At 41.8% G+C, this 23513-nt stretch carries 16 protein-coding genes and 2 tRNA genes; 8 read left to right on the top strand and 10 right to left on the bottom strand.

Annotated features, from left to right (window positions below; all coding sequences use genetic code 11):
* Positions 1–7: 7 nt before the first annotated feature.
* From rsxB to C727_RS0114380, 5 genes are all read right to left on the bottom strand, one after another.
* Positions 8–574, bottom strand: a complete 567-nt coding sequence (rsxB, locus tag C727_RS0114400) for an electron transport complex subunit RsxB (RefSeq protein ID WP_017446349.1) — start codon at positions 572–574, stop codon at positions 8–10.
* Positions 571–1152: an electron transport complex subunit RsxA gene (gene rsxA, locus C727_RS0114395; RefSeq protein ID WP_017446348.1), complete on the bottom strand. Its 582-nt coding sequence runs from the start codon at positions 1150–1152 to the stop codon at positions 571–573. Before rsxA ends, rsxB begins: the two co-directional genes overlap by 4 nt.
* Positions 1153–1260: 108 nt before the next feature.
* Positions 1261–3189, bottom strand: a complete 1929-nt coding sequence (locus C727_RS0114390; RefSeq protein ID WP_017446347.1) for an EAL domain-containing protein — start codon at positions 3187–3189, stop codon at positions 1261–1263.
* A 247-nt stretch (positions 3190–3436) separates the two neighbouring features.
* Positions 3437–3513 (bottom strand) — tRNA-Asn (locus C727_RS0114385).
* 30 nt (positions 3514–3543) lie between these two features.
* A tRNA-Asn gene (locus C727_RS0114380) sits at positions 3544–3620 on the bottom strand.
* Between the two features lie 819 nt (positions 3621–4439).
* Between C727_RS0114380 and C727_RS0114375 the strand changes: the two genes are divergently transcribed.
* The 5 genes from C727_RS0114375 to C727_RS18620 all read left to right on the top strand — a co-directional run bounded on the left by C727_RS0114375 (position 4440) and on the right by C727_RS18620 (position 13236).
* A complete protein-coding gene (locus C727_RS0114375) occupies positions 4440–5717 on the top strand; it encodes an MATE family efflux transporter (protein ID WP_237742351.1) in 1278 nt (425 codons plus the stop codon).
* On the top strand, positions 5717–7735 hold the full coding sequence (gene uvrB / locus C727_RS0114370; RefSeq protein WP_017446345.1) for an excinuclease ABC subunit UvrB: 2019 nt from the start codon (positions 5717–5719) through the stop codon (positions 7733–7735). Before C727_RS0114375 ends, uvrB begins: the two co-directional genes overlap by 1 nt.
* 26 nt (positions 7736–7761) lie before the next feature.
* Positions 7762–8844, top strand: a complete 1083-nt coding sequence (locus C727_RS0114365; protein WP_017446344.1) for an AI-2E family transporter — start codon at positions 7762–7764, stop codon at positions 8842–8844.
* Positions 8845–9250: 406 nt separating this feature from the next.
* The gene (locus C727_RS0114355; RefSeq protein WP_017446342.1) at positions 9251–12223 is read left to right on the top strand and encodes a TonB-dependent receptor; all 2973 of its coding nucleotides are present in this window, start codon (positions 9251–9253) and stop codon (positions 12221–12223) included.
* Positions 12224–12267: 44 nt separating this feature from the next.
* Positions 12268–13236, top strand: coding sequence for a leucine-rich repeat domain-containing protein (locus C727_RS18620; protein ID WP_155949269.1), 969 nt, complete (start codon positions 12268–12270; stop codon positions 13234–13236).
* A 121-nt stretch (positions 13237–13357) separates the two neighbouring features.
* Here the strand turns inward: C727_RS18620 and bcp are convergent, their stop codons facing one another.
* Complete coding sequence (bcp, locus tag C727_RS0114345) at positions 13358–13828, bottom strand: thioredoxin-dependent thiol peroxidase (protein ID WP_017446340.1); 471 nt, start codon at positions 13826–13828, stop codon at positions 13358–13360.
* A 196-nt stretch (positions 13829–14024) separates the two neighbouring features.
* Here bcp and dapA point away from each other — a divergent pair, with 196 nt between their 5' ends.
* From dapA to C727_RS0114330, 3 genes are all read left to right on the top strand, one after another.
* Positions 14025–14909 carry a 4-hydroxy-tetrahydrodipicolinate synthase gene (dapA, locus tag C727_RS0114340; RefSeq protein ID WP_017446339.1) on the top strand — a complete coding sequence of 295 codons (885 nt, stop codon included), beginning with the start codon at positions 14025–14027 and terminating at the stop codon, positions 14907–14909.
* Positions 14902–15984: an outer membrane protein assembly factor BamC gene (bamC, locus tag C727_RS0114335; protein WP_017446338.1), complete on the top strand. Its 1083-nt coding sequence runs from the start codon at positions 14902–14904 to the stop codon at positions 15982–15984. The genes dapA and bamC overlap by 8 nt, the downstream gene beginning before the upstream one ends.
* A 79-nt stretch (positions 15985–16063) precedes the next feature.
* Complete coding sequence (locus C727_RS0114330) at positions 16064–16831, top strand: HAD-IIA family hydrolase (RefSeq protein ID WP_017446337.1); 768 nt, start codon at positions 16064–16066, stop codon at positions 16829–16831.
* On the opposite strand, the gene radD is transcribed toward C727_RS0114330, so the two are convergent.
* From radD to pepA, 4 genes are read right to left on the bottom strand one after another with little or no spacing between them, the layout of a single operon-like run.
* Positions 16828–18540, bottom strand: a complete 1713-nt coding sequence (radD, locus tag C727_RS0114325) for a DNA repair helicase RadD (RefSeq protein ID WP_017446336.1) — start codon at positions 18538–18540, stop codon at positions 16828–16830. The genes C727_RS0114330 and radD overlap by 4 nt on opposite strands.
* A gap of 52 nt (positions 18541–18592) precedes the next feature.
* A complete protein-coding gene (locus tag C727_RS0114320; RefSeq protein ID WP_017446335.1) occupies positions 18593–21442 on the bottom strand; it encodes a valine--tRNA ligase in 2850 nt (949 codons plus the stop codon).
* A gap of 11 nt (positions 21443–21453) precedes the next feature.
* The gene (locus C727_RS0114315; protein WP_017446334.1) at positions 21454–21915 is read right to left on the bottom strand and encodes a DNA polymerase III subunit chi; all 462 of its coding nucleotides are present in this window, start codon (positions 21913–21915) and stop codon (positions 21454–21456) included.
* Positions 21915–23420, bottom strand: a complete 1506-nt coding sequence (gene pepA, locus C727_RS0114310) for a leucyl aminopeptidase (protein ID WP_017446333.1) — start codon at positions 23418–23420, stop codon at positions 21915–21917. The genes C727_RS0114315 and pepA overlap by 1 nt, the downstream gene beginning before the upstream one ends.
* Positions 23421–23513: the final 93 nt, after the last annotated feature.

The raw sequence follows: 23513 nt of genomic DNA, 5'->3' as shown, positions 1-23513 counted from the left end.
AATCAATTTAATCTATTTGCTGCACTGGAATGGATTGCAGTTGCCAGCGCCAATTATCTGGGCGGGTTTTGACTGGTAGCATATCAATACAGTCAACAGGGCAGGGTTCAACACATAAATCACAGCCAGTACATTCATCTTCAATGACGGTATGCATGTGTCGCGCGGCCCCTAAAATGGCGTCTACAGGACAAGCCTGAATACATTTAGTGCAGCCTATGCATTCGTCTTCGCGAATATATGCGACCTTTTTTACAGGTTCGGTCTGCTCACCTTCTTCTGTGCCGGCAAGTGGTTTGGCTTCAACACCGACCAAGTCGGATAGCTTTTTTATGGTTGCATCGCCACCCGGTGGGCACTTATTGATATCATCGCCGTTGGCAATCGCTTCAGCATAAGGGCGACAGCCAGGATAACCACATTGACCACATTGAGTTTGTGGTAGAATCTCGTCAATTTGATCAACTAAGGGGTCACTTTCTACCTTAAATTTAATTTTGGCATAACCTAAGAGAGCGCCAAAAATCAGTGCAAGTACCCCAAGTACTAAAATTGAATATAAAACAATATTCACAATTTAATTAAACCTGTAAATCCTAAAAATGCTAAAGACATCAAACCTGCGGTCACCATAGCAATAGCCGAACCGGAGAAAGCTTTTGGCACATCAGCTGCCGCTAACCGCTCGCGCATTGCAGAAAATAATATTAAAACCAACGAAAACCCTGCCGCTGCTGAAAAGCCATAAACAGCCGATTGAATCAAGTTATGGTCTTCGTTTAGGTTTAAAAGCGCAACGCCCAATACTGCGCAGTTTGTCGTGATAAGGGGTAAAAATATCCCTAAAAGCCGGTACAGCGATGGGCTGGTTTTATGCACAACCATTTCGGTAAATTGCACAACCACGGCAATGACCAAAATAAACCCTATGGTTCGTAAAAATTCAAGCGAGAGTGGCTCTAACAAGTATTTATTTAATAAATAGCTTGCGACCGAAGCCAGTGTTAAAACGAATGTGGTTGCAAGTGCCATTCCGACTGCAGTTTCCACTTTACCTGACACCCCCATAAAAGGGCACAGCCCAAGAAATTTTACCAGTACAAAATTATTTACGAGTACTGTTGCGATAAACAGTAAAAAATAGTCAGTCATTGCGAGTTGTCAGCTTGATAATTGATAAATACGCCCAGAAAACAGGGCGTATTATGAGGCCTAAAGGAAGATTTAACAACTTACCATCGATATGGTTTTTTTATTGGTTTAGAGTTCGCTTGGCTTACTAATAAAATAACCTTGCGTGCCATCTACCAATAATTGCTCGAGCATATGTTTTTCTTCTTGAGTTTCAACACTTTCTGCGATGACAGACACGCCGAGCCGGTGCGCTAAATCAACAATCACACGCAAAAAGTACTGGTTGGTTTTATCATCATCGATTTTACGGCTATAACTGCCGTCAATTTTGATAAAGTCAGGTTTAATGTCGCGGAAAAACTTAAACGAGGTAAAACCCGCTCCAAAACGTTCAACTGTCACTCGAGAGCCTGCTCTGTGTAACATTTTTATAAAACGCTGCGACGCAGGCAAGTTTTGCTGCATGCCAAATTCGGCGATTTCAAAAACCAGTCGGGTCGCAATAAAAGAGTCTCTTAACAATCGCCGCTCTAACCAAATGCAAAATTTTTCATCATGTGCCGAGCGCGCGGTAATATTAATACCAAACGATTGGCTTTGCAGGTTCTTTTTATGAATGGTTTCAATTGTTGCTTCAATGATGAGCTTATCTAAATCGATGATTTTATCGATTTTTTCGGCCATAGCGACAAACGAACCTGTTGGTAGCAGATCACCTTCGAGGTTGGTAAAACGAGCCAGGATTTCTGAATACATTTTATTGCTGCGGCCAGCCGGCTGCACGGGTTGGTGGAACAGGCGCACATTTTGGTTTTCGATAACATCGTCGATAACGATTTTCCAATTTTGATTTCCGTATCTAGCGCTGACATTATTCAACACAGATTTATCATTTTGGATATGCCAGCCATTGGTATTTTTGGTTTGTGCCATACTAATGCCAGTATCAGCTAACGCCAAAATCTCAGTTAATTCTTGACCTGATTTGTAAGAGACTATCCCTGTATAGGCAATACCATTGCTCTCGATCATTTTTTGTAATTCGGTGAAGCGTGCAAATAAATTCTGTGCAAGTTTTTCTGATTCTTTGATCGTAATATTAGGCACTATGAGCGCAAAATCTGAGCCGTTTAGACGGAATAATTTAACGTTTTGATAGTTGTTACCAACACGTTCGATTGCTAAACCTACATCTTTAATATATTGGTCGCCAGCATCATAGCCTTTGACTTTATTAATATGCTGTAGTTCGGTGGCGCGACAGATTGCTAAAACGCCAAACTGACTATCCCCGTCAGTTAATGACTGCTCCATAACACGTAAAAAGCTAGCTCTGTTAGGAAGTCCAGTCAGGTTGTCTCGGGTCGCTTCTAGCTGGTAGTTTTCGGCAGAAACTTTCCACTCGCGGATAGTTTCTTTTACCTCTTCACGAATTTCATCCAGTTTGACAACTAAACGGGCAAACTCTTTTGGCAGCATTTTTTTGGCACTGTCGATTAGATCATCGTTTTCGTTTGTTTGCATCCTTAATTTAGCAACAATCCAATTGACATTTTTTAGCAGGACACGTTTTAAAACTAGCCGATCGGCGATGGTAATCAATAATGCAAAAACTAGTGCTACCAATAAAATGCTACGGACAAGTTTATCAAATAAAAGATATTCTTTTTCGCTGGCCAATACAAAGCGTATGCGAAGATCTTGTTTTGCATTTTCTACTTCATATAACTGATTCTGAGTTTTGATTGAATCTAACAGAGTGCCGGTCAGTGTGCCGTTCACTTGGGGTTTTTCAAAACCATATTGAACATCGTTATTTAAGTTCACTGATTCAACTTTTAAAGTCGCGTAATCAAAGCTATTTTTTATACTTTTAATAAATTGTTTAGAGCTAAGGTTATTATCAGCTAATAACACGGCTAAGGCGCTTTGGTGTTGGGTATTTAACGCTTCTGTATATTGTAAAAAAGCTTTAGCGCTCGCATAAATCAAAACAATAAATAAAACTAAAAATGCGATTAAGTTTTTTACTAAAAATCTTCTAAACATGCTCATAGGTGTTTTTGTGCTCCTTCAATGATACAGCTTCCAGAGTGAGTATAATATAAGCCAGATGAACAGCGGATTCGGGCATTAATACGCTTATTGTCGCAGGACTGCATAAAAAAAGCTATAGCGAGGAACTGAATGAACTCACTGGTCGATAATTAGTTTAGCACAAAAGATAAACAGGAGAATAAAAATGGAATAAAGCAGATTGCTCGGAGAGTATACCGTCTGGAAGAGGGCTTTTTATTATGTTTGGCTCCCCCTCCCCGACTCGAACGGGGGACCTGCGGATTAACAGTCCGTCGCTCTAACCAACTGAGCTAAGGGGGAACATACATAATAAACATCAAACAATCATATTGGCTCCCCCTCCCCGACTCGAACGGGGGACCTGCGGATTAACAGTCCGTCGCTCTAACCAACTGAGCTAAGGGGGAATATCATCGTCTCAACGGGGGCGCATCTTAATGATAGTCGGGCTGGCTGTCAACAAAGTTTTTTACAAAATTTAAGATATTTTTTTGATTGGCCGATTTTTGTCCATAATAAGTAGGTTTTGAAGGGTGCAGGGGACTTTTTCATGGTTTAGCTTGGCTGTTGAAGCTAGGTGATGATCATTTTTAAAAAACTGCGGTCAAAAACTAGACGCCTCCATCTGCTTTGGGATGTGATAAAAAAGTAATCAATTTCGTTGCAGGCCCGAGTTTATTTGGCTTTGCAGAGGTTATCCACTCTATCTGTGGATAAGTATGTGAATAAAGCGGAAAATCCGGCGCTAAGCCGCGTCTTTTCTATGTCAATACTGATTTTCAAAAAATCGTAATAATTTTTTATTCTCTTTTAAAATCATTTGCTTATGTTTTTTTTGCTAGATCTTGTTGGGATGGTCTGATGATCTTGGCAAATTTGCAAACAAGTAAAACTAATTGTGCATATAGTGATTCTGTCAAGCCAATTTTTTTACTTTTTTTGATTGCAAAACGAAATTTATTACGATTTGTAGTATTCGATATACTGTGTTTTTTAACATCTTTTTAATTTCTTACGATCACGGGTTTACATCCTTTTTAGAGTGTTGAGGATGATTTTTTGATCAAAGCTGCATTTATATAAAAATTTCGAGCTTGGCTCGCCCTTTACTAGTGGATAACGTAGACTAGACAAGTTTTATTAAAGCCTATCAAAGAGATTGGAAAGTGTCTGCAGACAAAAAACGAGATTTATTAAATAAACCTATCGCGGCGACGCTAAAAAGTATGACAGTGCCTATGGCAATGGGCATGATCGCGTTAATGTCGTTTAATTTAATTGATACTTTTTTTATTGGATTACTAGGAACAAATGAATTAGCTGCAATCAGTTTTACTTTTCCGGTTACTTTTACCGTTATTAGCCTGATTATTGGTCTAGGGATAGGCACGTCAGCTGTTATTGCGCGCAGTTTAGGGTCGGGGGATGAAAGTTTAGCCCGCGATCAAGCCACCACAGCACTATTTGTTTCGCTCATTTTAGTAAGTTTGCTGTCGTCACTCGGATTAATTTTTATTGAACCTATTTTTAAGCTACTGGGTAGTAATGACATCATCTTAAAACATATCAATGACTATATGTCACTGTGGTATTTCAGTTCGGTGTTTTTAGTTTTGCCTATGGTTGGCAATTCGGTGTTACGTGCTTCAGGAGATACTAAAACACCTAGTTTAATTATGGGCGCGGGTGGTGCAATTAATGCCATTTTAGACCCTATGTTTATTTTTGGCTTCGGTCCTATTCCTGCGATGGGGATTCAAGGTGCAGCTATTGCTACCTTACTGGCATGGATCTGTGGTTCTATAATCATTGTATATACCCTGAGTATCCGCCGTGGTTTAATGCACCTTTATTTGCCTGTATTCGCGCGATTCAAAAGTGCAGCGAAAAAAATCTTAACAATTGCGCTGCCAGCGGCAGGGGCTAATATGTTAACGCCATTAGCAATGGCCATATTAACGGCGATAGTGGCCAATTATGGTAAAGAAGCAGTGGCGGCATTCGGTGTTGGGCAACGCCTTGAGAGCATTGCGAGTTTGGTGGTACTGTCTTTATCCATGACGTTGCCGCCATTCATTAGCCAAAACCAGGGCGCAGGATTTTATCAAAGAGTGCGTGATGCGTATAAAATATGCTGTCGTTTTGTATTGGCCTGGCAGTTTTTTATTTATTTATGTTTAGCCGCACTTGCACCTTTGATTGCTATGGCTTTTGCGAGTGAACCAGAGGTAACCTATTTAATTAAAATGTTTTTGTGGATAGTGCCTTTAGGTTATGGTGTGCAAGGTATTGTGATCCTTACAAATTCATCTTTTAATGCATTGCATTTACCAAACCGAGCATTATTGCTTAGTTTTATTCGGTTATTTGTTTGTTATGTCCCTTGTGCTTATATTGGCGGAGAGCTGTTTGGCATTATCGGATTGTTCGCCGGTTGTGTTCTTGGTAATTTTATAATGAGCCTACTTTCATATTCGGTTTTTCAGCGTGTTAAGGAGTCGTAATGGCTACACCAAGTTTTACATTATCCTCTGATTATACTCCAGCCGGGGATCAACCGACTGCGATAAAACAACTTGTGACAGGCATTGAAGATGGTTTAGCGCATCAAACCTTATTAGGTGTGACTGGTTCAGGTAAAACTTTTACGATGGCGAATGTCATTCAGCAGTTGGGGCGACCCACCATCATAATGGCACCCAATAAAACTCTGGCAGCGCAACTATACGGTGAAATGAAAGCCTTTTTCCCGACTAACGCGGTTGAATATTTTGTTTCTTATTATGATTATTATCAACCAGAAGCTTATGTACCTTCAACCGATACTTTTATTGAAAAAGACGCTTCGATCAATGAACACATTGAGCAAATGCGTTTATCGGCAACCAAAGCTTTATTAGAACGTCCTGATGTCGTTATAGTGGCGTCGGTTTCAGCCATATATGGCTTAGGGGATCCGCAATCGTATATGCAGATGTTATTGCATTTAAAACAGGGTGATTTAGTTGATCAAAGGGATATATTACGCCGTTTGGCCGAGATGCAATATACCCGCAATGATATGGAGTTTGCTCGCGGTACTTACCGAGTTAGAGGAGATGTCATTGATATTTTTCCAGCCGACTCAGAAAAAGAAGCGATTCGTGTTGAATTATTTGATGAAGAAATTGAACGCATCAGTGAGTTTGATCCATTAACCGGAGAAATTTTTCAGCATTTAATTCGCACTACTATCTATCCTAAAACTCACTATGTCACCCCAAGAGAAAAAATACTTGAAGCAATAGAAGAAATAAAAAAAGAACTCACACAGCGCTGTCAGGATTTGCTGGCGGCTGGTAAATTAGTTGAAGAGCAGAGGTTGCGCCAGCGTACCCAGTACGATCTAGAAATGATGTTAGAGTTAGGCTACTGCTCAGGCATAGAAAATTATTCTCGTTATTTATCGGGTCGCGGGATAGGTGAGGCACCGCCAACCTTACTTGATTATCTGCCTGAGAACGGCATTATGATGATCGATGAATCACATGTCACTGTGCCGCAAATTGGGGCCATGTACAAAGGCGATAGAGCGCGCAAAGAAAACTTAGTTGAATACGGTTTTCGTTTGCCATCCGCTTTAGATAACAGACCCCTGAAGTTTAATGAATTTGAGTCTATTGCAACTCAAAGCATTTATATTTCTGCAACGCCAGGCCCATACGAATTAGACAAATCTGGATCTGATATTGCTGAGCAGGTGGTGCGTCCGACAGGTTTGTTAGATCCAGAAATTGAGGTGAGGCCGGTTGCTACTCAAGTGGATGATTTGATGTCTGAAGCACGCAAACGCATAGCCGCAGGCGAGCGAGTTTTAGCAACCACTTTGACTAAACGAATGGCAGAGGATTTAACTGACTATCTAAACGAGCACGACATTAAAGTGCGTTATCTGCATTCAGATATAGACACGGTTGAACGTATGGAAATTATTCGCGATCTTAGACTCGGCGAATTTGATGTGTTAGTTGGTATTAACTTACTCCGAGAGGGTTTAGATATGCCAGAAGTGTCTTTAGTTGCTATTTTAGATGCGGACAAAGAGGGGTTTTTACGTGCTGAACGTTCGCTGATCCAAACAATAGGTCGCGCGGCGAGGAATTTAAATGGTAAAGCGATTTTGTATGCTGATCGTGTCACTAAATCAATGCAAAAAGCAATGGACGAAACGGCGCGGCGGCGGGAAAAACAAATGGCACATAATCAGGCTTTGGGGATCACGCCACAAGCATTGAATAAAAAAATCACAGATGTAATGGACTTGGGTTACCAAGACCAGGCGGCCGACGGTAAAATTCGTCTACATAAAGTAGCAGATAAAAAGACCCGGTATAAAGTTGCGCGCAGTGAAGACATTGCAAAACAAATTCAAACATTAGAAAAACAGATGTTTGAACATGCTAAAAATCTAGAGTTTGAGCAGGCCGCTAGTTTACGTGACGAGATAAATGAACTACAACAATTAATGATACAAAGCTCATGATAGAGTTTTTTAAAAGGAGAGAAGCTGTGCTTGAAGTTATCAGTCGGTGGTATTATCGACGTTTTTCGGATCCCGATGCAGTTACCCTAGCCCTTATTTTGTGTTTTTTATTCGCTTTTGTCATTTTTTTAGGTGACATTTTGGCACCTGTGATTGTCTCTTTGGTATTAGCGTATTTATTAGAATGGCCCGTTGAAAAACTCCGTGCCATTGGCGTGCGCCGTAGTATCTCAGTGGTTGCTGTCATTATTTTATTTTTCTTTTTATCCATTACCTTGTTGATAGGTTTGATCCCTAATATTTGGCAACAATTGACTAATTTGATTACTGAAATACCAAATATTATTCAAGAAGGTCAAAATTATTTATTAACTTTACCGGAAGAATATCAAGGTGTGATCAACCCTGAACAAGTTAAAAATATCAGTGACTCTTTGCGCAACCAATTTGTGACCACAGGTAAAGGTTTAGTTAGTGCGTCATTAAATTCACTGGTAACCTTAGTCACTTTGCTTATTTATTTGGTGCTGGTACCGCTATTAGTCTTTTTTATGTTATTGGATAAAGAAAAGCTATTGGCTCAGATCTTAAGATTTTTACCCCGCAAACGAAAGTTAGCGAATCGGGTTTGGGGTGAGATGAACCAACAAATTGGCAATTATATTCAAGGTAAAGTCATCGAAATTTTAATTGTTGGTGGTGTGTCGATCGTGGCGTTTTTGCTGCTCGATTTAAGATATGCTGTGCTGCTTGGTGTCGGCGTAGGGCTTTCGGTTTTAATCCCTTATATTGGCGCTGCAGTGATCACTATTCCAGTGGCCATCGTCGCTTTGTTTCAGTGGGGGATCACGCCTGAGTTTTGGTATGTCATGATAGTCTATGGTGTTATCCAAGCGCTGGATGGTAACTTATTAGTGCCATTATTATTTTCACAAGCGGTTAATCTTCATCCCGTTTTTATCATTGTTGCTGTACTCTTTTTTGGCGGTATTTGGGGATTTTGGGGCGTCTTTTTTGCCATTCCTCTGGCGACTTTAGTTAAAGCTGTGATTAACGCATGGCCCGGCAGTGAGCGGGTTGAAAGCGAAGAGATTATAATTGAAAAATAACCTATGAGGTTTACCTAACAATACGCCTTTGCCTTTCATTCGTAGCCGCCATAAATACTTGATGGCGGCATGTTTGTTATTTTAAAACTTAGTTCTAGATTCACATTGCCGCGACTGTTCTGACTACTCTGTAATTTTTAACATCACAATATAAGCTGTTAACAGGGCGTTATTAGCGTTTCCGGGTGACGTGAATTATCTGGTATGACCAGATGCTCAGTGCTACGTTTGGCAATCTCCAGTGTTGACATTTTGTATTTACCTGTTAATTTATTTTTAATAAAACGATTTACTAAATCGTTTTGGTGTTTTTGTGTACAGTTTTGGGTTGCTAAGTATTGGGGCATAAGCGGTATACATAAATAAATGGCTATGAAGCAAATATGATGATTTGGATGGTGAATTTATGGAAGTTAAGTTGAATAACATCTGTGCTATTTTACGAAGCCAAGCTGCGGCTAAGCATTTACCTACATGTGCTTTATTCGCTCTCTTGGTAGCACCTAACATTGGCGCGCAACAAACATTAAATGATGAAGAGCTAGAAGTGATTACCGTCAGTGGTATACGTAGCGCTTTATCAAGTGCTTTACTGGAAAAACGAGACTCGGATAATTTAGTTGAAGTGATTCAAGCAGAAGATATCGGCAAGTTACCCGATCAAAATCTTGCAGAAGTTCTGGAAAATATTACAGGGGTACAGATCACTCGCTCAGCGGGTGTTGGTACAGGTGTACAGATTCGTGGGACAAATGCAAACCGAACCGAAATTAATGGGGTGTCGACAGTGAGTTCTGGGGCTGGTCGCAGTGGCATTAACTTTGAAGATGTTTCTGCGTCTATCATTGCGGGTGTCGAAGTGACCAAATCGCCGGACGCCAAAACGATTGAAGGCTCGGTTGGTGGCACCATAAACTTACGTACTATACGTCCTCTTAGGCTTACAGATACATTGGCTTCTGTACGCGTTCAGGTGGAATCTAGCAGTTTATCCACTGAAGGGGTAAAACCTAGGTTCTCTGGCAGTTATGGTGATAACTGGAAAATTGAGTACGGTAAGCTTGGGGTCGTTGTTAGCGCTAGTTATGCCGAGCAAGACGTCACTGCGTTTCGTCCGCGGGCCGACAGGGATCATGTGGTGACGAGCGACGGTGGTACATTAAATGCCCAAGCATTCGACTTTTTGGGCATTCAGTTTTTAAACCAAGATTATGATAACCACGAATACAAAACGATTAACTTAGCCGGTACACTAGAGTGGGCACCCAATGCCGATACTAAAGTCTATCTTGATGCGGTAATCAATGACCAGCAACGTAACTCGGATGGGATTTCAGTACAGGCCTCTGGCGTTAGTGACTTAATAGGTGTTTCTGTGCCGAGTGCGTTCGAGACCGTTAATTTTGGGGTTTTGGATGGGCAGGATTTAGGAACGATCAAAGCAGCAATAAAAGGGGTGATACCCGTGGAAGAGGGCGGCGCCGATCCAAATTTAAGGTTTGCCGGCGATACCAGCTCACGCGATACTAAAAGTGAAATCTTTCGATTGGGTGGAGATTGGCAAGGAGAAACCATAAAGGTAGCGCTAGAAGCTTCGTCATCAAGATCAGATTCCAGCACACCTCGAATTAACGCCACACTTAATTTTATAAACCCAAATGCGGCAATAAATGATTCGAACGAAAATGGAACGCCTTTTATTTATGATCTTACGGGAGGATCGTTAGCTTTTGGCATCGCTTTTGGATCTGCTAATGCACCAGATCAAGCCGATCTGTTACAACCAGAAAATTATCTGCTGCGCTCAGTTGCAACGTCTGGTGATATTGCTGAAAACACCGAAGATGCGTTACGAGCTGATTTTATTTATGATTTAGACTGGTCGCTATTAACCACATTAGATTTTGGCTATCGCCACAGTGTCGCTACCAGTATGACAGATCAAATCCGCTCAAACGTTAATTTGCGAAGTTACGATGATAGTCCGCGCGGTAATTTATTTTCTGAATTATTGACCCCCGGACCTGATAACTTTGGTGAGGCGGATGGACGCTCGCTGTTTGTAAAAGATTATTTGATGATTAACCCAGACATGATAGCGGCCGACCAAGCGGGAGTTTTGCGCACACTTAATGAGGCGGTCACTGAACATGGCGGGTCAATTCCGATCACGGCACCAACCTCGGAAGTCGATGCTTTTTTTGATATCGAAGAAACAACCGACGCATTTTATCTACAGGCCAACTTTTCAACTGATTATATACGCGGTAATTTCGGGGCACGGTACCTCACCACAGAAGTGGCGTCAACTGGTAATTCAACCACAACAGACGCCAATGGCAACCCAACGGTATCCAAGGTAACCACAGTGGGCGATTATGACTTTTTACTGCCACGTATCAATATCGTTGCCGACGTGACGGATGATGTTGTTGTACGCGCTGGCTGGGGCAAAGATATTCGCCGGCCAGACTTTAATGCTCTATCAACCTCTGTCACCTACAGCACCAGTCCTAATCCACCCGTACAAATCGGTAATCCAAATTTAGAGCCTGAAGAAGTCACTTCAATTGATGTGTCGGCAGAGTGGTATTTTGCCCAAGCGAGTGTTGTTAGCATAGGATATTTTCACAAAACTCGAAAAAATTTATTTGCTGCTCAATTTGAAGACCCCTATGAAGATCCGGAAACAGGCTTTCGTGATACTGAGGGGCCAGACTGTGAGCAAGGCGGTATATGGAATCCAATTGCTGATATTAATGTATTTGGTCCTGTCGGTGTTGGAGTTTGTGTCCCGTGGGCAACCACCATCAATGATACTGGAACCACTAGCCAAAAAGGCATCGAAATGGCGGTGCAATACGATTTATCGGGTTTTGAAAAAAACTTAGGTTGGGCATCGGGTTTTGGCATACTCGCCAACTACACCAAACAAGAATTTTCAGGCGGTGAAGCCGTTGACAGCGCAACGAGTCGCGCAAATGCCGTATTTGCCGCGACCACAGGTATTGATGATATTCAAGTCACTGCTTTACATGGTTTACCCGATTTGTCAGAAAATGCTTATAACTTCACTTTATATTATGAAAAGTATGGTTTATCCGCTCGGATGCGCTACACCTGGCGCGAAGCCTATCGTTCGGAAGACTTTGGGAGTACTTCGAGTTACCCGTGGGGTTTTATGGTTATTCAGGAAGACAGAGGGCAATTAAATGCCAGCATTAATTATGATCTGACAGACCAGCTGAGCATAGGTCTTGAAGGTGTTAACTTAACCGAATCTGAAGTGTCGCAATCGTGCGTAAATGGCGGTGCTTTATTGTGTTTTCAGGGGCTAACAGACCGCCGCATCACTTTGGGTGCAAGTTATAGTTGGTAATTGATATGTCACCAAAATTTGAAAATTTTAGCTGGAGTCTAAAAATGAAGTTAACCAGTTTGTTGTTGAAACCCTTTTTGTTATGCGCAATATCTTTTGCTGCAAACGCTGGCCAGCCTTATACCTTAACAGAGCACGACGTGACTGTGACTCAGGGAACAATAACCTCTGCTAAGTTAACCGATGCGGATGGGGCTTATTATAAAGCGAATATTATTATTCCAGCTCAGATCAAAGGTCATCAAATTACCGCAATTGGTGATCATGTGTTTCAGGGAGATGGGATCACCAGCATAGAGTTACCTGCTAGTTTACGTAAAATAGGCGCTTTTGCATTTCAAAATAATCGCATTCAGGTGCTTAAATTGCCAGCTAAGCTCAACTTTATTGGTGAAGGGGCGTTTGAGTTTAATAATATTACTGAAGTTTTGTTACCTGAAGGTTTAACTAGTATCAGTGCAAGTGCATTTGCAACCAATAGTATCACGAGAGTCACTTGGCCAGCCGGTCTAACGTCGGTCGGTAGTAGTGCGTTTAGAGATAATAGTTTGATGGTGGTCGAATTACCTGGTAGTGTCGAAAAAATTGGAGACTTTGCATTTCAAAACAATAGGATCACGCGCTTGAAGTTACCGGAGGGCTTAAGCAAAATTGAAAAAAGTGCATTTAATGTTAATTTTTTAATGGGTGTGGAGCTGCCGGATAGCTTAACATCGATTGAAGAAAGTGCATTTAGAGACAATCGTCTAACTCAAATAAAATTACCCGATGGCATCCAACACATAGGTGACAAAGCGTTTCTGGCAAACCGCTTACACGAAGTTGAATTACCCGCAGCGCTTACATATATTGGCAAAGAAGTATTTAAAATTAACGCAGAATTTAACGGTTTTACATTGCCGGGCAATCATACCAAAGTGCGCTGGTTAGCGAGCGATGGCACGCTTTTGCATGCAGATCAAACACTGACTAAGCAACAGAGCCACCTTAGTTTTAAGCGCTTAGGCCAATAAACCATCCGTTCATAGAGTCTGTTAATACGCCAGCCACTTGCTGAGCTGGCGTATTTTTAGCTTCATTCAGTTTTCATCTGCTGGCAGTGAAGAACCTTTGTGATAGCTAACACAGGTGCAATTAGTTATTTTCAAGATGCGCGATAACCACATCATGATGATCTTTGGTTTTAAATTTATCAAATACATGGCTAATAGTACCGTCTTGTTCCACTAAAAAACTGATTCTATGGATACCGTCATACTCTTTGCCCATAAACTTCTTTAGTCCCCAAACACCAAATGCTTCCGCGATTTTATGCTCAGGGTCAGATAATAAGGTGAAGTTTAACTCATGTTTTTGCTCAAATTTTTTTAATTTATCAGGCTGATCCGGGCTCATTCCTAGTACTTTAACGTTCAATTCAGCTAACTTTTTATCACTGTCACGTAAATTACAGGCTTGGGTCGTGCACCCTGGCGTCATGGCTTTCGGGTAAAAGTAAACCAGTGCTTTATGGCTTTTTAACACTTCTGATAGTGCCACTGTTTCGCCATTTTGGTCGAGTAATTCAAATTTTGGCGCTTTATCACCTGCTTTTAACGTATTCATCTTAACCTCGTTACTGTTTAATGTTTTTGAATTGAACTTGTGTTAAGGCATATGTTAGGTCAAATTGACCTGTCAGGGCTAGTCCTAATCATTACTAGCGATTCGTCGACAAAAATTTCATCGAATTTTAGTTAAATCATTGTCTTTCGTTGGCTGCACCTTTACCATAGAGGGCTTGATTTTATGGGGGCAATAGATGATCCGAGGAAGCTTAGTAGCATTAATTACACCGATGAATCCCGATGGTACTGTGGATTTTGATAGTCTTGACGCTTTAGTCGATTTTCACTTAGCGGCGGGTACTCATGGTATCGTAGCCGTAGGCACAACGGGCGAGTCGGCCACTTTACCAGTTGATGAACATTTAGCTGTGGTCACCCGAGTGGTTGACCGTGCAGCGGGTCGGTTAAAAGTTGTTGCGGGTAATGGTGCCAACTCAACAGCTGAAGCCATTGAACTGACTCAGGCAATGAGCCATTTAAAGCTGGATGCTTTTTTAAATGTTACGCCCTATTACAATAAACCCTCACAAAAAGGGTTAATAGCACATTTTGAAGCAATCGCTCAAAGTAGTGAAATCCCGCAGATTTTATATAATGTGCCGGGCCGCACCGCAGTTGATTTATTACCAGAAACCGTTGCTGAACTGGCTAAAAATCCTAAAATCCAAGGGATAAAAGAAGCCACTGGCAGCATTGAACGCTTGCGTCAAATTAAAGCTTTAGTGCCGGAAGATTTTAGTTTGTTAAGCGGCGATGATGCCACCTCGTTCGAGTTTTTAAAAGCAGGAGGTCACGGCGTGATCTCTGTTACCGCGAACCTGACGCCGGAAAAAAGTGCAAAAATTTGCGATTTAACGGCTCAGGGTCAATATGATGAAGCAAAAGCGATTGACGATGGTATTCAAGTTTTACATAAAGACTTGTTTGTTGAATCAAATCCTGTTCCGGTGAAGTGGGCACTATACCGCATGCAAAAAATACCTTTTTGTATTTTCCGTTTGCCATTGACTATGCCGGAACCAAATTCGCAAAAAGTAATCGAACAAGCTTTATTGGAAACAGGCTTAATAAATGATTAAAAAAATAACCACACATAGTGGCCTGCTCGTTTTAGCCACTGTGCTTTTGGCCGCATGTGCCGGGAAACCCAAACAGATTGATGGTGGATTTGAATATCAGGACTATGCACCTGCAGAGCCGATTAAAATTCCGCAGTCATTAAGTTTTGATCCAAAAATTAGTGAATACCGAATTGATCATCAAAGGCCTGTTAGTGGATCGGAAGGGCAACAATTGTCCATTTTTCCGCCGCGCTTAATTGCACCTATTGTTACCGGTAGCCATATTGATGAGCTAGACCCTAGAACCACCATTTGGTTTGAGCAAAACGAAAATATCGATAATCTGCAAGCGGCAATTTGGAATGCTGTGCGTGGTTACCTTAAAAAAAATGATGTGCCGGTCGCAAATTATAGTGAAGCAGCGGGTGCTTTAGAAAGTGGCTGGTTTAGTTACCATAAAACTTCTGGCTGGTGGTTGTGGCAAGAAAGCAACGAAGTTGAAGCTTATAAATTCAGGTTTTGGGTAAAAATGAAACCGCATGGCCGCTCAGGATCCTTAACGGTTGAGCTCATTGAACGCAAAGCATTAACGGATAACTTGGATCAGTATTTATTAGATGATGATATATCACTGGCCACGGAAACCTTAAACGGAGTCATTGGTCACTTTGATTATCGATTACGGTTAGATGCTGAAAACCGCCGGGTACAATATGTCCGTGGTATTCAGGTTCAGTTATCTGAATCAGCGCGTGGCGAGCCTGCATTTTTAATTGATGCACCATATGATCATGCTTGGATCCGTGTCATTGAAGCATTGGATTTTTACGATGTTGTGATGACAGATGTTAACAAAATCCAAGGTCGTATTTATGCACGAGTTAAAAGTGACAATAAAGGTTTTTGGTCTAACTTATTTAGCAGCAGTGAAAAAATTGGGTTAGACAAAAATACCTATGTGCTAGAGTTAATTCGCCAAGGAGATAAAACCCTTATGGTAGTGAATGACCAAACGTTAACTCCAATTAAAAAATCTCAACTGGAGCAAGCGCTGCCAAAATTAAAAGCGCGTTTAGCTGAAGATCTAGAATAAAGATTGATAAAAAGCCAGCATTTATGCTGGCTTTTTTGCCAGAAAATCATGCAAAGTTTTTACTGTTAGGAGCTATTTAATGAAAAATGTCATTTCTGATATGGATGGTGTTTTGTATCGTGGCAAAGAGCTTATTCCTGGGGCTAAAGAGTTTGTTGCCCGTTTAATTGAATCTGATACTAAATTTTTATTTTTAACTAATAACTCCGAGCAAACGCCAATTGATTTAGTCCGTCGTTTAGAAGTTTTAGGGGTTGAAGGGTTAGAAGAAAAGCACTTTATCACTTCAGCCATGGCGACTGCGCGTTTTTTACATAGCCAGAAGCCTGGTGCTAAAGTGTATGTTGTCGGTGGCGGTGGTATGGTTAGCGAACTGTATAAGTTAGGCTTTTCTATTACCGATAATGACCCTGATTATGTGGTTGTCGGCAAAACGACCTCATTTAATTACAGCATGTTAAAAACAGCCACTCGTTTAATTAATAATGGTGCACAATTTATTGGGACAAACCCAGATATTACTGATCCCAGTCCAAATGGTTTAGAACCAGCGAGTGGTGCCATTTTGGCTGCGTTAGAAATCGCCACTGGCAAAAAACCCTACGTGGTGGGTAAACCTAATCCGTTGATGATGTTAATTGCTAAAAACGAATTGGGCGTACATTCTCAAGATACGGTAATGATCGGCGACCGTATGGATACTGACATAGTGGGTGGTTTGGAAGCCGGTATGGATACCATTTTAGTTTTGTCTGGGGTGAGTTCACGAGAAACTATTGACGAATACCCGTATAACCCAACACATATTTTTAATAATGTGGGCGAAATCGAGCTCGATAAGCTTTAAAGCTGGTTGGCTTTACGAAAACGTCCCTGATAATCAAACAGCCGTTGGCGGACTTGCCAGCCGCTGTTTTTTTGTTTTCGGGCAATCACAAAATCGGGGCAGGGTAGCTGGTTATAATCCACTGGCTGGCGAATACAGCGGCCAATAAATTCTTGTTCAAAGATTTCACGGCTTTTTTTATAAGCTAAATTAAAGCGCTCATTTAGGGTTTCTCCATCTTCACCATGATAGGTTAATTTAATCTGATGTTGATTTTTTTCGCAGGTTAAACCAGCGACTCTGAGCACTTTAGCATCTTTTAATTGCAATGCTGCTTTTAGCTGTTCATCTGGGTCCACTAAAATGTACCGGCAGTGTTGGCATTTACGAGCGGCTATGTCATTTTGTTGATTGCACTCTGGGCATTGTTTGTATTTAAAGCGAAAGCTGCATTGCAGGGGGGGATCCTCATTAATTAACCCCCAACAGCGGCGCCCATAATGTTCTATCAAGTCGCCGTCAGCGTCCACTTTGCCCCAAAAGATGTTAGCAAAACCACATTCAGGGCATTCTACCTGCACCGGCTGAGTATCTTTATTGGGTTTAGGACTGCCCACTTCAGGGTAAAAAATGTCAAAATCATTGCCAGCATAATCCATGATCAGGCAATCTTTTTTACCTTCGGCCAATCGCAGTCCGCGACCAACAATTTGCTGGTACAAACTAATTGATTGGGTAGGTCTTAAAATAGCAATAAAATCAACGTGGGGGGCATCAAAACCAGTAGTTAAAACAGAAACGTTGACGATAAATTTTAGCTGTTTGTGCTTAAATGCTTCGATTTGCTGGTCTCTGACTGTATGCTCTGTGCCGCCTGTGATTAGTGCCGCGCTCATGCCGGCATTACTTAGATACCTGTATACTTCCTCGGCATGTTCAACGGTCGCTGCAAAGACCATCACGCCTTGACGTGATTGTGATAACTTAACAATCTGCCTGCATATCGCTTCGGTCACCCGTGGACATTCGCTTAACAGTTGGTTGAGTGCTTGTTTAGGATATTCACCAAATGTATTACTAGGCAAAGACGAAAAGTCGTATTGCTCGGTTGCGGCATTTACCAGTTTGGGCGCGGTCAGGTAGTTTTGTTTGATCATTGCCGCTAACGGCTGCTCAAAAATACACTTCTCAAACTGGGCCGCCTGTTCGCTGCGTGCAAAACCATAATAGTGGTAGCGGTATATCCAGCCGCTGCCGAGCCGATAGGGTGTTGCGGTTAAGCCTAAAACACGCAATTTCGGGTTGAGTGTTTTAAGTTTATTTAATACTTTTTGATATTGGCTCTTGTGCTCGCCATTTTGCACACTAATGCGGTGGCATTCGTCGATAATACACAGCGAATAACACTGGTTAAAATCTGCCAAGTTGGGCGCAACGGATTGAATACTGGCAAAAGTGACTTGGGCTTGGTTATTTTTTTGTTTTAAGCCAGCTGCATAAATGCCAGCATTATCGGAAAAATGAGCATATTTTTCAAAGTTTTGCGCGACCAGCTCTTTAACATGGGTTAAAACTAAAATACGGCCACGAGCGCGTCTGGCGAGCTCTGCAATGACTAAACTTTTACCGGCTCCAGTGGGTAATACGATAACCGCAGACGATTCACTGCTTTTAAAATGATCGATACAGGCATCAACGGCTTGCTGTTGGTAGGGGCGTAATTGATACATTAAAAGCAGGTCACCTCAATGAAGTGACCTGTTATTTGTCGAGTTAATATAATTACAGCGCTGAGATCTCGTCATATTGCTGTTTAAGTTTGTTTAAAGCTTGCTCAAACTCAGCCTGCTTGTCTTTTTCTTTTTGCAGCACAGCGGCCGGTGCATTATTGACAAATTTTTCATTTTTTAATTTGCCTGCAACACGCTGCAGATCTTTTTCATTTTTATCAATCGCTTTTTTCAGCCGTGCTAATTCAGCGTCTTTGTCAATTAAACCAGCCATTGGAATTAAAATAGCCATATCGCCAACATACGCAGTGGCGGAAGCAGGGCCTTTTTGATCGTCCGCTAACACCTTAATGTCATCCAGTTTAGCGAGCGAACGTAAAAAGCTGTCGTTTTGATCTAAGATGTTTTGATCGCTTGTGGATACATTTTTAACCAGCACAGAAAGTGGTTTATTGGGCGAGATATTCATTTCACCACGAATATTACGCACCCCTAAAATAAAGGTTTTTAACCACTCAACATCCGCAATTGCGCTTTCGTCTATTTTATCAGCTTGGAAACTAGGGAAAGGTTGTAACATGATGGTGCTTGCGTTAACGCCAGCGAGTGGGGCGACTTTTAGCCAAATTTCTTCACTGATAAACGGCATTACAGGATGCATTAAACGCAATAACGTTTCTAAAACCGTTACTAGAGTTTTTCGCGTCGCTCTTTGCTGAGCTTCGCTACCACTATTTAATACCGGTTTCGTGAGTTCTAAGTACCAGTCGCAGAACTGGTTCCAAGTAAATTCATACAGATTCTGCGCAAGTAGATCAAAGCGATACTGATCAAAATGACCACGTACACTTTGCACTGTTTGTTGCAGACGACCTAAAATCCACTTATCCGCCAGCGAATAATCAAGTTCGCCGCCGTCTTGACCACAATCTTGGCCCTCAGTATTCATTAATACATAACGGCTTGCGTTCCATAGTTTATTACAGAAATTACGGTACCCTTCTAAACGCTTCATGTCCCAGTTGATATCACGGCCGGTTGAAGCGAGTGCGGCTAAGGTGAAACGCAAGGCGTCAGTTCCATGCGCCTCGATACCGTCAGCAAACTCTTTACGGGTGCGTTTTTCAATTTTAGCGGCCAACTTAGGCTGCATCATATTACCGGTACGCTTTTCAATTAAATCGTCTAGGCTGATACCATCAATCATATCTAATGGGTCGATCACATTACCTTTTGATTTAGACATTTTATTGCCTTCATCATCTCTAATCAGGCCTGTGACGTAAACGGTTTTAAAAGGTACTTGAGGTTTGCCATTTTCATCTTTGATAAAGTGCATCGTCATCATGATCATGCGCGCAACCCAGAAGAAGATAATATCAAAACCTGTAACTAACACATCGGTCGGATGGAAAGTTTTTAAATCTTCAGTATTATCTGGCCAGCCAAGGGTCGAAAAGGTCCAAAGTGCTGACGAGAACCAAGTATCTAAAACGTCATCATCTTGTTTTAGTGCAACCGTATCATCAAGCTGATATTGCTTGCGAACTTCTGCTTCGTCCCGACCCACATAAACCTGACCTTGTTCATCGTACCAAGCTGGGATCCTGTGTCCCCACCAAAGTTGGCGGCTGATACACCAGTCTTGAATGTCTCGCATCCAGCTAAAATACATATTCTCATACTGTTTAGGCACAAACTGAATATCACCGTTTTCAACTGCTTCGGTGGCTGTTTTAGCCATTTGCTCAACACGCACATACCATTGATCAGTTAAATAAGGCTCAATGACGACACCGGAGCGATCGCCGTACGGCGTTTTATTGGTATGAGGTTCAATTTTTTCTAATAATTCAGCCGCTTCAAATTGCTCAACAATGGCTTTTCTCGCTGCAAAACGATCTAAGCCTTGTAAATCGGCTGGTATGTCTGCACTAAACTCATTGTTTGCTGTGCCGTCGGCATAATATACTTCACCCTGAGCCACAACTTCTGCGGTTGGGCTTAATACATTGACCATTGGCAGGTTGTTTCGTTTACCTACATCATAATCGTTAAAATCGTGTGCTGGTGTGATTTTTACGCAGCCGGTACCAAATTCTTGATCAACATAATCGTCTGCGATAATTGGAATACGACGATTAACAAGTGGTAAAATAATTTCTTTACCGACTAAAGCTTGATATCTCTCATCGGCAGGGTTGACGGCTACGGCCGTATCACCCAACATGGTTTCTGGTCTAGTGGTCGCAACAACCAAGTAGTTTTTGCCGTCTTTAGTCACCGCCCCATCAGCAAGCGGATATCTAAGATGCCAGATTGAGCCTTGTTTTTCTTTGTTTTCAACTTCTAAATCTGAAATGGCTGTTTGCAGTTTAGGATCCCAGTTGACTAAACGTTTACCGCGGTAGATAAGATCGTCTTGATATAAGCGTACAAAAACTTCTTTAACCGCATTGGATAAACCATCATCCATCGTAAAACGTTCGCGAGTCCAATCAAGCGAGTTGCCTAAGCGGCGCATTTGCCGAGTAATAGTACCGCCAGATTCTTCTTTCCATTGCCAAACTTTATCGATAAATTTTTCACGACCTAATTGATGCCGGTCTGGCTGGCCTTCAGCAGCTAACTTTCGCTCAACCACCATCTGAGTGGCGATACCAGCGTGGTCTGTACCCATTTGCCATAAAGCGTTATGGCCATCCATACGTTTGTAACGAGTCAAGGCATCCATGATGGTCTGTTGGAAAGCATGGCCCATATGTAGACTGCCTGTGACATTTGGTGGTGGGATCATGATGCAATACGCATCACCTTGCCCAGCAGGTTTGAAATAACCTTTTTCTTCCCAAGCTTGATATAAAGCTTGTTCTATATTTGATGGATTAAATTTAGTGTCCATAACGTCTGTGTTTACTCTGTTTCTGTAGGTGCAAACTGGGCAGGTTGAGTGGTTAACTCATACCCTGCCGCACGATAATTTTTATATCTGCTACGTGCTTTTTCTTTGCCGCTATTATCGGCAGGCACAAAGTCAAATATCTGACGGAATTGGCCTGCGAATTCAGGAACCTCATCAGTCAGGTTTATTAGTATGTGGAAGCCTTGTTGAGAGGCCTGATAACCCACTTCAACCGGCGGTCGCTTGCGACTTTTTTCGCCTTGTAATTGATGTGGGACAAACCGAGCTGGATCAAATTGCCATAACAATTCGTCTATTTGCTCAGCTTGTGTTTGCCCAGCACAATAAATGAATAGGCTTTGCCGTTTTCGGTAATACTCTGATGCTAACTGGCAAGCATATAGCTGAGCAGAAGAGGGCCCGCCTGGCGAGCCCTCTTCTGGCAATAAATAAAAAGTAACTTGAGCTGCCATTAGTTGTTATTTTGTGTTTCAGCACGTTCTATTAAATATTGGGTTAATAAAGGAACAGGCCGACCTGTCGAACCTTTATTTTTGCCCGACTGCCAAGCCGTTCCAGCAATATCTAAATGCGCCCAGTTATATTTTCGGGTAAAGCGTGATAAAAAACAGGCTGCCGTAATACTACCAGCTGGACGGCCACCGATATTGGCCATATCAGCAAACGGACTTTCTAACTGCTCTTGATAGTCGTCCCATACGGGTAACCGCCATGCGCGATCGCCTGAATGCTCAGAAGCATTCAATAGGTCATGAGCAAGTGGGTTATGTGTACTCATCAAGCCAGTTGCATGATGGCCTAAGGCAATTACACAAGCGCCAGTTAAAGTGGCGACATCAATCACAGCTTCTGGATTATATCGTTCTACATAAGTTAATGCGTCACATAAAACTAAACGCCCTTCGGCATCAGTATTTAATACTTCAACTGTTTGCCCCGACATAGTGGTTAACACATCACCCGGCCGATAAGCGCGTCCATCTGGCATATTTTCGCAGCCAGCTAACACACCCACTACGTTAATAGGTAAGTTTAGTTCAGCCAATGCATGCATAGTGCCTAATACAGACGCAGCGCCGCCCATGTCGTATTTCATTTCATCCATTGCAGCACCTGGTTTTAATGAAATGCCGCCCGTATCAAATGTTAATCCTTTGCCAACTAAAACAATCGGCGCTTGCTCATCGTGACTGCCTTTATATTCAATTAATGACATGATAGATTCGTTTTCGGAACCGCGACCCACAGCTAAATAAGAACCCATTCCGAGCTTTTCCATCTCGGCTTCGCCAATTAATTTGGTATTTATGCTGTCATATTGCTTGGCTAATTCACTTGCTTGTTCTGCTAAATAGGCCGGGTTGCAAATATTAGGTGGCATATTGGCGACATCGCGACATACTTTTTTGCCATTGGCAATTGCTAAGCCGTGTTCGATGGCTTTTTCCCCTATGCCTAACTCTCGTCTGGTCGGCACGTTAAATACCAGCTTTCTTAGTGGACGACGGGTTTCACCTTTTTTACTTTTTAATTGATTAAATTGATACAGGCTGTCATGAGTACTCTCAACCGCCATCCTAACTTTCCAGTAGGTATCACGACCTTTAACATGTAATTCAGGTAAAAAACAAACAGCTTCCATTGAGCCTGTTTCGTTTAACGTATTAATGGTGCGAGTGATAATTTGTTTATATTGGCGTTCGTCTAACTCTCTCTCTTTGCCACAGCCGACTAATAAAACACGTTCGCTTAATATATTTGGCACATGATGAAGTAATAAAACCTGACCGGATTTACCTTCTAAATCGCCGCGGCGCAGCAAGTTGCTCAGATAACCTTCACTGATTTTATCTAATTGCTCGCCAACAGCAGATAATCGGCGAGGTTCAAATACACCAATGACGATACAGGCGCTGCGTTGTTTTTCGGCAATGCCACTTTTTACACTAAATTCCATGCTCACTCCTGTTTTTAATTTAAGCGTCTCGCTGTGATTAATCATTTAGCGTCACTTAATACTCTGATTAATTGTAATTTTCGGTTACAATTT

Origin of the sequence: Gayadomonas joobiniege G7 (genome assembly GCF_000300815.1) — a bacterium.
Lineage (GTDB): Bacteria > Pseudomonadota > Gammaproteobacteria > Enterobacterales > Alteromonadaceae > Catenovulum > Catenovulum joobiniege.
Note: the sequence above shows the minus strand (reverse complement) of the source record. Positions and strands in the feature narration are given on the sequence as shown.